This window comes from Massilibacteroides vaginae, from assembly GCF_900178525.1.
Lineage (GTDB): Bacteria > Bacteroidota > Bacteroidia > Bacteroidales > Tannerellaceae > Massilibacteroides > Massilibacteroides vaginae.
The window spans coordinates 700930-713370 of sequence record NZ_FXDJ01000008.1 but is presented as its reverse complement, the minus strand read 5'-3'; the positions used below and the strand labels follow the sequence as shown (position 1 = coordinate 713370).

Annotated in this window: 13 protein-coding genes; 9 read left to right on the top strand and 4 right to left on the bottom strand. The window is 40.3% G+C overall.

Going from position 1 to position 12441, the window contains the following annotated elements; all coding sequences use genetic code 11:
- Positions 1-140: 140 nt before the first annotated feature.
- Complete coding sequence (locus B9Y81_RS08270; RefSeq protein ID WP_139822906.1) at positions 141-371, top strand: hypothetical protein; 231 nt, start codon at positions 141-143, stop codon at positions 369-371.
- A 17-nt stretch (positions 372-388) separates the two neighbouring features.
- Here the strand turns inward: B9Y81_RS08270 and B9Y81_RS08265 are convergent, their stop codons facing one another.
- Together B9Y81_RS08265 and B9Y81_RS08260 are read right to left on the bottom strand one after the other, a co-directional pair.
- Complete coding sequence (locus tag B9Y81_RS08265; RefSeq protein WP_085536502.1) at positions 389-622, bottom strand: YecH family metal-binding protein; 234 nt, start codon at positions 620-622, stop codon at positions 389-391.
- 416 nt (positions 623-1038) lie between these two features.
- Positions 1039-1932, bottom strand: a complete 894-nt coding sequence (locus tag B9Y81_RS08260) for a helix-turn-helix domain-containing protein (RefSeq protein WP_085536501.1) — start codon at positions 1930-1932, stop codon at positions 1039-1041.
- Positions 1933-2117: 185 nt separating this feature from the next.
- Between B9Y81_RS08260 and B9Y81_RS08255 the strand changes: the two genes are divergently transcribed.
- From B9Y81_RS08255 to B9Y81_RS08220, 8 genes are all read left to right on the top strand, one after another.
- Positions 2118-2729: a TetR/AcrR family transcriptional regulator gene (locus B9Y81_RS08255; RefSeq protein ID WP_085536500.1), complete on the top strand. Its 612-nt coding sequence runs from the start codon at positions 2118-2120 to the stop codon at positions 2727-2729.
- 40 nt (positions 2730-2769) lie between these two features.
- Complete coding sequence (locus tag B9Y81_RS08250) at positions 2770-4155, top strand: TolC family protein (RefSeq protein ID WP_085536583.1); 1386 nt, start codon at positions 2770-2772, stop codon at positions 4153-4155.
- A 31-nt stretch (positions 4156-4186) separates the two neighbouring features.
- Positions 4187-5203 carry an efflux RND transporter periplasmic adaptor subunit gene (locus B9Y81_RS08245; RefSeq protein ID WP_085536582.1) on the top strand — a complete coding sequence of 339 codons (1017 nt, stop codon included), beginning with the start codon at positions 4187-4189 and terminating at the stop codon, positions 5201-5203.
- 11 nt (positions 5204-5214) lie between these two features.
- Positions 5215-8343, top strand: a complete 3129-nt coding sequence (locus tag B9Y81_RS08240) for an efflux RND transporter permease subunit (protein ID WP_085536499.1) — start codon at positions 5215-5217, stop codon at positions 8341-8343.
- A 56-nt stretch (positions 8344-8399) separates the two neighbouring features.
- Positions 8400-8696 (top strand): PG0541 family transporter-associated protein, encoded by a 297-nt coding sequence (locus B9Y81_RS08235; RefSeq protein WP_085536498.1) that lies wholly within the window; start codon positions 8400-8402, stop codon positions 8694-8696.
- 119 nt (positions 8697-8815) lie between these two features.
- Positions 8816-9472, top strand: a complete 657-nt coding sequence (locus B9Y81_RS08230; RefSeq protein ID WP_085536497.1) for a 50S ribosomal protein L25 — start codon at positions 8816-8818, stop codon at positions 9470-9472.
- A gap of 86 nt (positions 9473-9558) precedes the next feature.
- Positions 9559-10122, top strand: coding sequence for an aminoacyl-tRNA hydrolase (pth, locus tag B9Y81_RS08225; protein WP_085536496.1), 564 nt, complete (start codon positions 9559-9561; stop codon positions 10120-10122).
- A gap of 4 nt (positions 10123-10126) precedes the next feature.
- Positions 10127-10555: an RNA-binding S4 domain-containing protein gene (locus B9Y81_RS08220; protein WP_085536495.1), complete on the top strand. Its 429-nt coding sequence runs from the start codon at positions 10127-10129 to the stop codon at positions 10553-10555.
- A 42-nt stretch (positions 10556-10597) separates the two neighbouring features.
- On the opposite strand, the gene B9Y81_RS08215 is transcribed toward B9Y81_RS08220, so the two are convergent.
- Together B9Y81_RS08215 and B9Y81_RS08210 are read right to left on the bottom strand one after the other, a co-directional pair.
- Complete coding sequence (locus tag B9Y81_RS08215) at positions 10598-11074, bottom strand: toxin-antitoxin system YwqK family antitoxin (protein ID WP_085536494.1); 477 nt, start codon at positions 11072-11074, stop codon at positions 10598-10600.
- Between the two features lie 29 nt (positions 11075-11103).
- Complete coding sequence (locus tag B9Y81_RS08210; RefSeq protein ID WP_085536493.1) at positions 11104-12339, bottom strand: hypothetical protein; 1236 nt, start codon at positions 12337-12339, stop codon at positions 11104-11106.
- Between the last annotated feature and the right edge of the window lie 102 nt (positions 12340-12441).

Here is a 12441-nt window from a genome sequence, read left to right as displayed (position 1 = left end):
TAATTGCAAAAAGCATATTACGATTGTGTGAAAATATGTTCCGATTACAGTATTTTTCACAAATATATGTAAATATCCGATATTATAAAACAATCATAAAAAATAATACCTTTGTAAAAATTCAAATTATAAGCATTAACATGATCGACAAACTTTTATTCGAGAATCTCACAAATATCAATGCGTATAATCAAATATCAGAAGCATTGAAAGAGGCGGCGGCTTTAAAAGACGTGGAAGTCTCCTTTCGCGGAGCGGAATGGGAGGTGGTTTATACCGCTTTCCAATCAATGAATGGCTGTGATTTTAAAGAAGAGATTGAAGCTAAGGCTATCGCGATATTAAAAACAAAAAATCCCGGACTGTTCTGATCCGGGATTTTTTGATGTTAATGATCGCAAACTTTACTAAGATCAACGGTAAAGCCATCGTTTATGTCCATAAACTTTCCTTTTCTTTTAAGAAAGAGAAGTAGCGCGTCTACGTCCATATCGCTGGCCGAGCAGGCATAAAAACGGGCGTCTGCGCCAAAGCGTTGAATAATATCGGCTTTTAATGTCTCCTCTGTATAACTTTGTCCTTCCATCATGTGAAGTACTTCATGTGCATGTATTTCTACCATAATTAAACTCAATATTAAATTAGCAGTGTAAAAATACGGAATGTTTAGCGATAAAATATGTAACTTTTATTACACCTGAAAAAAGAATGGCGGATCAATGAATAATAACGGTTCGTCACAAACTGTTTTTCCTACTTTTTAAGTTAAAATCAGGGGTAAATTTCTCTTTTTTTTGCCATTGCGTATATCGCTTGTAATCAGTAGGTTAAATATGGATGAAAACATAAAGGTTATTTTTCTAAACATAAAGGTTATTTTTGGAAAAATAAAGGTTATGTTTTGAAATATAAAGGATGCAGATTTGGCACCTTCATTTTGTGGGTGAATTTGAAATGTTAAATCGATTCGGATTTAAGTACGCGGTAGCCGAACCGGACAGTGTGTCCGGGGGCTTTGTATATATATTAATGTATAGGCTAAGATTTCCGGTATTCTAACGGAGATGTTTTTTGATGCTTTTTAAAGAACTTTCCAAACGTAGACTGATCCGAAAAATTTAACATGTTTGCTACCTGCTGCACAGTGATGTTCGGCGATTTAAGCAATATCTTGGCTTCTGTCATCAACACCTCATCAATCCATTTGCTTGCCGATTTTCCGGTTCGCTCTTTTAGTATAAGAGACAAATACTGAGGAGATATACAAAGTTTGTCGGCATAAAACGCTACCTGATGTTTCTCTTTGCAATGAACGAATAGTAATTCAAGAAACTTATTCAGTAATTCCTCCTTTCGGGAAAGGGACTCATTGGTCATCCCATCCTTTTTACCCATGAATATATTGCCCAATTCAATAAGAATAGAAATAACGCAAACCTGAAGTGATTCTCTTTGAAAAAAATGGGTGCGATCTTTTATTTTTTGTTGGAGTGAATAGATGCCTTCAAGAAGAGATATCATTTCTTTCTCGTCCAACTGTGTAAACGGGTTTTTTACCAATTTCAGGTAGTTGATCATAGAAGGGGTGCGTTTATCCAACCAACCGTCTAAGAAGTCTTTAGACAAAACTATCATTTTGGCTTTAAAATCCGGACTAACATCCATTAATTGAACGGTGTGCGATGGAAATATGGTTGTTAATTGTCCTTTTGTTGTTTTATTATGAACATAATCCAAACAAAAATCGGATGAGCCCTGAAGCGTAATAATAATGATCATGGCATTCATCCTGACAGGTGCGGAGAAATCCTCACTCTCATGGTTGGATGCCAATTTGCCATCTAATTCTGCGATAAGTAACTCTTCGTTGAACGAATCTACATTAGCGAGAGTCTTTAATGCTCTCATTTCAATTAATGGGAGTTTGTCCATGCTTTTTTTAGGGCAAATATAGTGTTTTTGTAATATCCCTATTCGATTTGGAACAAAAAAAAGCTTGATTTACTTGTTTTCATAGCTCAGGGTTTCTGTTTTGACCAATCGTGTACCGGAATAAACCATTTGAGTTTTCTTAATATGTGTGATATTTGCACTGTGAAAAGAATAGTTTTATAATCGTGGACAAGAAAGAAATAATAATTGATGCTCTTAATCTTTTTTCACGCTATGGGGTGAAAGGGGTTAGTATGGACCAGATCGCAAGGAATAGTAATATATCCAAACGGACTTTGTATGAATATTTTGAAGACAAAGGAACTTTACTATCGGAGGCGTTGGAATACAACTATATTGAGCATGTAAGTTTGATTAAGCGTTTGGAAAAAGATTCAGAATCGGTAATTGATCTTTTCTATTACTTCTACGAAAAGATTATGGAAATGCCGAGATGGTATAGTCCTAAATTTTACGATGATCTGAAGAAATATCCGGAAGTGAGAGAGGCACAGGGGCGGTACAAGGAATTTTTTCACGAAATATTTTCAAATTGGTTTAAAAGAGGTGTTGAAGAAGGTGTTTTTGTGGGCGATGTGAATTTTGAGATTCTGATTCTTATGTCGAGAAGTTATTCGAAGATGATTCGTCCGTCTCAATCTTTCTCGCAATTTTCATCAAGAGAAGTATACACTACAATCGTTCTTGTTTTTCTGCGAGGTATATGTACGGCAAAAGGAAACGAAAGACTGGAACGGCATATTCGAAAGAAACGATTTGATTTAAGTAAAAACTAAATGTTATTAAGTAGATTAATATTCAGATAAAATGTTTAAAATGAAACGGTTATTAGTTGGTAAAAAGATGAGGTTAGTCACGATGACACTTATGTCTGCCGGCCTATTGACTTCGGTTAAGGCTCAAACAGATGATGTTTTGTCGTTAGACTTGGATAAGGCGATTGAAATCGCGTTGAGCGAGAACCCTACTGTGAAAGTTGCTGACAAAGAGATTGAAAAGAAAAAGTATGCCAAGAAAGGTTCTTATGCGGCACTTTTCCCACAGGTTGATTTTGGTGCGGACTATAATCGTACGATCAAAAAACAAGTGATGTATATGGACTTCGACATGGGAGGAGCTGAAATTCCCGGAGTGGATGCATCTTCTATGAAAGATGGTATGGAAGTAGGACGTGATAACAACTGGAACTTTGGCTTTACTGCCGGTATGCCGCTTGTTAATGCTGCCTTATGGAAAAGCTTGTCGATTTCAGGACTTGACGTAGAATTGGCTGTAGAACAAGCCCGCTCATCAAAAATTGATATGGTGAATCTGGTGCGGAAAAGTTACTACAGTGTATTGTTGGCTAACGATTCTTATCGTGTTTTTAAAGAAAGCTACGACAATGCCATGGAGAATTATACGGATATTAAAAAGAAGTATGACCAGGGTTTGGTGGCCGAATACGATTTGATTCGCGCGGATGTAAGTGTGCGCAATGTTGAACCGAATATGCTGCAGGCAGAAAATTCGCTGGTATTGGCAAAGTGGCAGTTGAAAGCATTAATGGGTATGGATCTGGAACAGGAAATTGCCTGCGAAGGTGTTTTAGCCGATTTTAAATCCGAGTTGTTTGATGATTTCGTTGCTACCGACACGGCTTTGGTTGATAATACAAACTTAAGACAGTTTGATATTCAAGGTCGTCAGTTGGGTGCGAAACTGCAGATGGAGAAGTTCGATTATCTGCCTACACTTTCTTTATCAGGGTTGTATCAATGGACCTCTATGAACAACGACTTTAAGTTTGGTGATTATAAATGGAATCCTTATTCTATGGTGGGAGTGAAGTTGACTATTCCTGTGTTTTCAGGAGGTGCTAAACAGAATAAAATTAAACAAACACGTGTTTCTTTGGCTCAGTTAAGCTATCAACGGGATGATCTGGAACGTAGCCTGAAATTGTCGATCAAACAATCAATGGACAATATGAGTACTTGTGTGAAACGTTTTGACGCCGCTCAAAAAGGAGTAATGCAGGCAGAAAAAGGATATTCAATCGCTCAGAAAAGATACGATACCGGTGCCGGAACATTGTTAGAGCTGAATGATTCCGAACTGGCACTTACACAATCAAAACTAAACTTTAATCAAGCTATTTACGATTATATGGTCGCTAAATCCGAACTGGATAAAGTGCTTGGAAAACAAATGGCAAAATAAATTAATTGATAACATAATGAAAAAAAATAATATGAAAGCGAATCAAAATTTGTTTTTATTACCTGCAGTGGCTTTAGCTCTACTGGCTTCCTGTTCCGGTGAAAAAAAGAATGTAGTGGTTGAGGAAGAAAAACCCAAAGTGAGAATAGAAACAGTACATGTTCAGGCTGTAGATCAATCACAGGAGTTTACGGCAACGGTCGAACCAAACATTATTAACAACATTGCACCGCAATCTCCCGGACGTATCCTGAAGTTGCAGGTAGAAGTGGGCGATCGTGTGAAAGCCGGACAATTACTGGCCACGATGGATGAAACAAACTTGAAACAAACCAAAATTCAATTGGATAATCAGGAACTTGAATTTAATCGTATCGACGAGTTATATAAAGTAGGAGGCGCTTCTAAATCGAGCTGGGACGCGCTGAAAACGCAACTCGACGTTACGCGTACGATGTATAAAAACTTAGAAGAAAACAGCAAATTAATTAGCCCGATCTCCGGAATTATCACTGCGCGCAATTATGATAATGGCGACTTGTATAGTGCTTCTACGCCAATTTATACGGTAGAACAGATTCGCCCTGTAAAGTTAATTGTAAATGTTTCAGAAACTTATTTTACTGCAGTGAAGAAAGGACAAAACGTAGATGTTAGAATGGATGTATATCCAGGGGAAACATTTAAAGGAAAAGTGAGTTTGATTTATCCTACTATCGATGCATCTACCCGTACATTTCCGGTGGAACTTAAGATAGACAATGCAGATGAACGGGTTCGTCCGGGAATGTTCGCGCGTGTAACGCTGAGCTTCGGGGTTGAAGACCATGTTGTGGTGCCAGACCTTGCCATCGTTAAACAAGCCGGTTCAGGAGACAGGTACGTTTATGTTTATAATAACGGAAAAGTGTCTTTTATAACAGTTGAATTGGGAAGACGTATGGGTAACCGTTATGAAATCCTCTCAGGCCTGACCAATGGGGATGCGGTAGTTGTTTCCGGACAGTCTAACCTTGTGAATGGAGTTGAAGTTGAAGTTGTAAAATAAGATTGTAGAAAATGAGTTTATATTCAACCGCAGTACGTAAGCCGGTATCAACAACGTTGATATTTGTGGCTCTCGTTATATTAGGTCTTTTTTCGTTGTCAAGGCTCTCCGTAGACTTGCTACCGAATATCGAGACTAATACGATTCTGGTTATGACCTCATATCAGGGAGCAAGTGCCAGTGATATCGAGATGAACGTGACAAAACCGTTGGAAAATGTATTGAACACGGTAAGTGACTTAAAGCATATATCATCTCAATCCAGGGAAAACATTTCTGTTGTTACACTGGAGTTTGAGTATGGAACAAATATCGACGTTGCAACAAATGATGTGAGGGATAAGCTGGATGCTGTAAAGTCGATGCTTCCCGATGATTCTGATTCGCCGATTATTTTTAAGTTCGGTACTGATGATATTCCCGTATTGATCCTCTCCGTTACGGCAGAAGAAAGTACAAATGCGTTGTATAAGATTCTTGACGACAAAGTAGCCAACCCGCTGGCGCGTGTTAGTGGAGTTGGTGCTGTGTCTATTGCAGGAACACCCTTGCGCGAAGTGCAGATATTCTGTGATCCGAATAAGATGGAAGCTTATGGTGTAACGATCGAAGGAATCGCTTCGTTGATCGCTGCAGAAAACAGGAATATTCCCGGAGGTAGTATTGATATAGGTTCAAACACGTACTCTTTGCGTGTGCAAGGTGAGTTTAACGAAGCCAGTCAGATGCTTAGCCTTGTTGTGGGCAGCAGAGACGGCAAGGTTGTATACCTGAGAGATGTTGCTACGATTCATGATTCTGTTCAGGAACGTGTGCAGGAGTCATTCAACAATGGTGTACGAGGAGGGATGATTATTATCCAGAAACAATCGGGAGCCAACTCCGTACAGATTGCAAACAGAGTCCGGGAAAATCTTCCGGAAATTATGGAAACATTGCCTTCTGATATCAAGATTGATACAGTTATCGACACATCAACAAATATCCTTAATACGATTGATAGTCTTGTTGAAACGATAACCATCACATTTATTGTGGTGATGTTGGTGGTGTTCCTTTTCCTCGGACGCTGGAGAGCAACGTTTATTATCATGTTGGTTATTCCTATTTCGCTGATCTCAAGTTTTATTTATTTGTTGATGACAGGAAATACGCTCAATATCATCTCGCTCAGTTCGCTGTCTATCGCGATCGGTATGGTTATTGACGATGCTATTGTGGTTCTTGAAAATATTACGACGCATATTGAACGGGGTAGTGAACCGAAGCAGGCGGCTGTTCATGGAACAACCGAAGTTGCGCTTTCGGTTGTAGCTTCTACGCTTACCATGTTGGCTGTGTTCCTTCCGTTGACGATGGTAACCGGTATGGCCGGAATCTTGTTTGAGCAATTAGGATGGATTGTTTCAATTATTATGATCATCTCTACAGTTGTTGCGTTGACGCTTACTCCGATGAGTGCATCCAAACTGCTTAAACTGAATTCGAAGAAAGGAAAATTATATGCAAAATTCTTTGTTCCTGTTGAAAAAGCCCTGGGAAGCTTAGATGTGTATTATGCACGTTTCCTTGGATGGGCTGTACGCCACAGGAAAACAGTAATGGCCGGTGCCGCGCTTATATTTATCGGAAGTATGATGCTTGTTCCATTCCTGAAAACGGAGTTTTTTCCAACGCAGGACAACGGGCGTATTTCAATTGATATTAAATTGCCAATAGGTACGCGCCAGGAAATATCGAGAGATTTAACGTTGGATATCGATAAGAAATTCCGCGAGAAATATCCTGAAATCAGGATGCTGAGTTTGCGTGAAGGACAAGCCGATTCCGATAATACTTTCGCGCAGATGAATGATAATGGAACACATATTATTTCGGGTTATATCAGTTTGGTAAACGTTGGTGAACGTGAAAGAGGATTGGTTGAAATCTGTGACATGATGCGTAAAGATCTTTCCGAATACCCTGAGATTCGTGAATTCCAGGTATTGGCCGGAGGTGATGGCAGTATGGGAGGAGAGAGTTCGGTGGATATTGAAATCTATGGCTTCGACTTTGCCCGTACGGATGCAATCGCGAATGAAGCTGCCCGTAGAATGCGTGATGTAAAAGGATGTTCGCAGGTAACGATAAGCCGAGGCGAGTATATTCCGGAATATCAGGTTGATTTCGACCGCGAAAAATTAGCGTTGAACGGACTGAATATTTCTACGGCTGCTACCTTCCTACGTAACCGTATTAACGGTACGGTAGCTTCCCTATATCGTGAAGACGGGGATGAGTACGATATCCGTGTGAGATATGGATTAGAATTCCGTCAATCTGTTGAGGATATAGAAAACATCCTGATTGTGAATAATGAAGGTAAGGGCATTCGTTTACGCGAAGTGGGTAAGGTTGTAGAACGTATGACTCCTCCGACAATCGAACGTAAGAACAGAGAACGTATAATTACTGTTAAGGCTATTGCTGCTCCGGGTGCTGCATTAAGTGATATCGTGGCCGCAGCCAGAACGGAGATGTCTAAAATAGAAGTACCGGGAGATATTGATTGGACTCTTGCGGGAACTTTTGAAGATCAGCAAGACACATTTACAGATCTTGGAACCTTATTGTTACTGATCATTATATTGGTGTATATTGTGATGGCGTCGCAGTTTGAGTCTTTGGTAGACCCATTCATAATCATGTTCTCGGTTCCGTTTGCCTTTACCGGAGTAATACTGGGCTTATTCGTAACCCAAACTCCTCTTGGTGTGATGGGCTTGATCGGGGTATTGATGTTGGTTGGTATTGTGGTAAAGAACGGTATCGTGTTGATCGACTATACGATCCTTTGTCGTGAAAGAGGAATGAGTGTTGTTACCTCCGTGGTCACAGCCGGAAAGTCTCGTTTGCGTCCGGTGTTAATGACATCAATTTCTACGATTCTGGGTATGATACCAATGGCAGTTGGTCAGGGTGAAGGTGCTGAGATGTGGCGTTCATTAGGTATGACTGTAGCCTTTGGGTTGGCCGTATCAACCTTAATTACACTAGTTATTGTACCTACGATATACTGTGTATTCGCCGGAAACGGAATTAAACGCAGACGTAAGAAACATGCGAAAGTACTTCGCACATCTGCAACTATTGCATAAACTTTAATCCGGAAAGGAAGTTCGTTTCTTCCTTTCCGGTTCTAAAATAGAAATATATGAAAGCAGTATTTATATCATTCAATCAGGCTTATTTTGAAAATATAGTGACCATTCTCGACAAGCAGAATATTCGCGGATATACTTCCTGGAATAACAGCGTAAGAGGAAGAGGTACTAAAACAGGAGACCCCCATTATGGTAGTCATGCCTGGGCAACGATGAACTCGGCAATCCTGACAATCATTGATGACGAAAAGGTGGATAAATTACTCGAAACACTTCATGCTTTAGATAAAGCGACAGAAGCGCAAGGATTACGGGCTTTTGTGTGGAATATCGAGAAGACAATCTAACCTAAACGCTTGTAAGATAAAAATAAAGGCGTATCTTTGCCACGCTTTTTTATACCCAGCATCGTGTGATGGGAAATTAGGAAGCACTAATTTTGAGTAACACAAAAAAAAACAAAAAAATGAAAACATTTCAATTAGAAGGAGAAGCAAGAGAAGGCCTTGGAAAGAAAGCCGTTAGAGAATTGCGTAAACAAGATTTAATTCCTGCTGTATTGTATGGAAGTTCACCTGTTGCTTTCCCTTACGAAGGTAAAGTGTCTAAAGGTGATAAGTTAGTAGAATTAGAAAAAAACAGTGCAGTAATCGTAACAGACTTTACTGTTTCTAACGACGGTGTTCGTAAACTAATTTATACTCCTGAAATCTTTATTGTAGAATTAGACATCAAAGGGAATAAAAAAGTAAAAGCTATTCTTAAAGATATCCAATTTCATCCGGTAACAGACGAAATTCTGCACATCGACTTCTTGGAAGTATTTGATGAAAAACCAATCGTAGTTGAAGTTCCTGTAACACTGGAAGGACACGCGGAAGGTGTGAAAGCAGGGGGTAAATTAAGTCTTGAAATGAGAAAACTTAAAGTAAAGGCTCCTTATGCACAAATTCCTGAAAAATTGGTTGTTAATATCAACTCATTAGGATTAGGTAAAACAATACAGGTTGGTTCTCTTCAATTCCCGGGTTTGGAATTAATGAATGCTAAGAACGCTGTAGTATGTGCTGTTAAGTTAACTCGTGCTGCTCGTGGTGCTGCTGCTGCCGCTGCCAGCAAATAAGTAGTTGCTTTTTACAACAGATAAACAACATAAAAGGGGAGGAACATTCTGTTGAATGTGCTTCCCCTTTTCTTTTATATTAAGTCATGAAATACTTGATTGTAGGTTTAGGAAATATTGGTTCTGAATATTTGGGAACCCGTCATAATGTTGGTTTCCGCTTAGTGAACGGACTGGTTGATGATGCCGGTGCTGAATTTAGGGAAGAACGGTATGGAGCTATTGCCCGCTGCAGGATAAAAAATAAGGAAGCGGTGGTTTTAAAGCCGAATACGTTTATGAATCTTAGCGGACACGCTGTAAGATACTGGCTTCAGAAGGAAAATATACCCGTAGAGAATCTGCTGGTAGTTGTCGATGATCTGGCGTTGCCTTATGGAACACTTCGCTTGAAACCAAAAGGCAGTGATGCCGGTCATAACGGATTGCGCAATATTCAGGAATTATTAGGCACGCAGGAATACGCCCGTTTGCGGTTTGGTATTGGCGATAACTTTTCACGAGGCAGACAGGTTGAATATGTGTTGGGACAGTTTACGCCGGAGGAGCTATCCGCCTTGCCGGAAAAACAAAAATTGGCCGTTGAGATAATGCGTAGTTTCTGTTTGGCCGGAATGCAGATTACGATGAACCAATATAATCATAAGTAAGGTTATGGGAGAAGTACGTATAGATAAATGGATGTGGGCAACCCGTATTTTTAAAACCCGGACGATTGCAACAGAAGCTTGCAAGAAAAATCGTATCGCGATAAACGGAGTTAATGTAAAAGCCTCCCGTATGATTAAAGTAGGTGATGTTATTCAGGTACGTAAGCCTCCTGTTACCTATTCGTTTAAGGTGTTGGGATTAACCGAACGCAGGATGGGAGCGAAGCTGGTTTCGGAATACCTGGAAAATGTAACAACGCCGGATCAGTATGAATTATTGGAAATGAATCGTATCACCGGATTTGTTGATCGATCTAAAGGAATGGGGCGACCTACCAAAAAAGATCGTCGTGATATGCAGGAATTCACCGGTACTTCATATATGAACGACGGTTTTGATTTTGATTTCGACTTTGACTCAACGGAGGACTAAAAAGAATAATAGAGACGCACGGCATAGCGCGTCTCTATAAATTTATTCGGCCTGTGCCTGCTCTGTTAACAAATTGCCTTCATCGTCCCAGGTTCTCCAGGTATCGGATTTACGACCGTTTTTGTAAAACATTTCATAGCGCAAAACTCCCTTATCATTCCAAATACGCCACGGACCATCTTTTTGTCCTTCCTTGTAAGTGCCCAAACCCGTTATGTTGCCGTTTTCGTTAAATGTACGCCATTCGCCATGGAAAATACCTTTGTAGTATGCCCTTACTTCTGCCGTTTTTCCATCCGGATAATAAACCACGTATGTGCCTTCCGGACGACCGTCTTTCAGGTAGAGTTCCATCTTTAGCATACCATCTTCATAAAACTCGGTATATCTGCCTGTGTAAAGAACGCTCTGACTATCATCCGTATAGTATTGTCCTTCACTAAGAACAAGGTCCTGCGCTTGCAGTGCAAGCGAGGTCCCTGAAACTAAAATTGAAGCCAATAAAACTCTAGTAATCATATTTTATACGCTTTTTGTCTGTGAACAAATTATTTTGTCCAACCTTTTGTCCAGTCGTTCTCACTTGCAACTGCACCTTTGTATTCAGCTTTTGCAAAGAACGAATCGCTGCTTAAATCTGTTCCTCCGGCTTCGGTTCCGATATACTTGTTAGATAATGTGAATGCTTTATTTTGTGCGTTACCTTGAGCCGCGTTGAACTTTTCACTCGTATAGATACCTTCTTTTCCGCTGAATGACGTAGCCAGCCAGATATTGTTCAGGATAGACGTTCCGTTGTCGAGTGCTGTTTCTGTTTCTGTTGTTTCGGTAGTCAGCGTGTTCTTTTTTCCGTCTACAAGCGCATTGTAAATTTTTGCCTGAGTTCCTGCGCGTAAACGGATGCCACGTGTGCCCACCGTTGAATTGTTTCCAATTAATGTGAGATTGGCCAGCACTGGTGCAGAAACCGGACTTGCGCCGAATACTTTACTGTCATTGTCTGCTTCGATCAGGCAGTCGCAGTCGTAACCTAAGGTAGATTCGTTTTCCTGGTATGCTACCAAAAATTGCCCTTTACCTCTCCAACCTTGTGTCCAATCGAACGAGTCGTCGCTGCAACTTGTCGCAACTAAGTACTTAACGTTTACCGAACCACCAAACCATTCGAAGCCATCGTCTGATCCTTTGTAAGCCTGTAAGTATTCTACCACAGTTCCGTTGCCCACGCCGTAGAAGGTAACACCGTTTGCTTCGTGCTCTTCGTCAAATGAATAGCCGGTATATTCCAAACGGATGTAACGAAGTTTTCCGGAATTGTCGGCGTCCTCATTTCCTCCGTAAGTGGCATTTCCGATTTCCGATTTTGCAGTTCCTCCGGTTACATTGATCTTGGCTTTACCACAAATATGAAGCCCTCCCCATGCGCCCGGTTCCTTCTTTTCGGAAGTCATAATGATCGGATTAGAAGCAGTTCCTTCCGCCAAAATTTTAGCACCTTGCTCCACCAATATGTAATCAACGATGTCGTCTTCCTTAGCGATGATCGTTACACCGGGTTCGATGGTCAGGGTAGCGCCGGACTTTACCGTAAATCCACCGGTCAAATTATACGCATTCCCGCTTTTAAGGGTTAGTTTTCCTGTTAATTCACCTAACAGCTCGGTATCTGCCGGTTCGGGTTCCGGTTCTGTTATCGGGTCGTTGTCATTGCTGCATGAGGCGGATATCACCATTGTTGCTAAAGTAAACGCGATTGAACTAAGTTTCCAAAAATTCTTTTTCATAACTGTTTATAATTAATTTAATAACTGAATAATCGAATTAATAATCTATGTTTTTTTATTTATATCCTTTGTTTTCCTTTTTCTATATCTGTGGAAAAAGCT

What these genes read in the sequence shown, in the direction of transcription:
- B9Y81_RS08270 (WP_139822906.1), top strand. Translation starts at nt 141, where the DNA reads ATGATCGACAAACTTTTATTCGAGAATCTCACAAATATCAATGCGTAT.
- B9Y81_RS08265 (WP_085536502.1), bottom strand. Translation starts at nt 622, where the DNA reads ATGGTAGAAATACATGCACATGAAGTACTTCACATGATGGAAGGACAA.
- B9Y81_RS08260 (WP_085536501.1), bottom strand. Translation starts at nt 1,932, where the DNA reads ATGGACAAACTCCCATTAATTGAAATGAGAGCATTAAAGACTCTCGCT.
- B9Y81_RS08250 (WP_085536583.1), top strand. Translation starts at nt 2,770, where the DNA reads ATGAAACGGTTATTAGTTGGTAAAAAGATGAGGTTAGTCACGATGACA.
- B9Y81_RS08245 (WP_085536582.1), top strand. Translation starts at nt 4,187, where the DNA reads ATGAAAGCGAATCAAAATTTGTTTTTATTACCTGCAGTGGCTTTAGCT.
- B9Y81_RS08240 (WP_085536499.1), top strand. Translation starts at nt 5,215, where the DNA reads ATGAGTTTATATTCAACCGCAGTACGTAAGCCGGTATCAACAACGTTG.
- B9Y81_RS08235 (WP_085536498.1), top strand. Translation starts at nt 8,400, where the DNA reads ATGAAAGCAGTATTTATATCATTCAATCAGGCTTATTTTGAAAATATA.
- B9Y81_RS08230 (WP_085536497.1), top strand. Translation starts at nt 8,816, where the DNA reads ATGAAAACATTTCAATTAGAAGGAGAAGCAAGAGAAGGCCTTGGAAAG.
- pth (WP_085536496.1), top strand. Translation starts at nt 9,559, where the DNA reads ATGAAATACTTGATTGTAGGTTTAGGAAATATTGGTTCTGAATATTTG.
- B9Y81_RS08220 (WP_085536495.1), top strand. Translation starts at nt 10,127, where the DNA reads ATGGGAGAAGTACGTATAGATAAATGGATGTGGGCAACCCGTATTTTT.
- B9Y81_RS08215 (WP_085536494.1), bottom strand. Translation starts at nt 11,074, where the DNA reads ATGATTACTAGAGTTTTATTGGCTTCAATTTTAGTTTCAGGGACCTCG.
- B9Y81_RS08210 (WP_085536493.1), bottom strand. Translation starts at nt 12,339, where the DNA reads ATGAAAAAGAATTTTTGGAAACTTAGTTCAATCGCGTTTACTTTAGCA.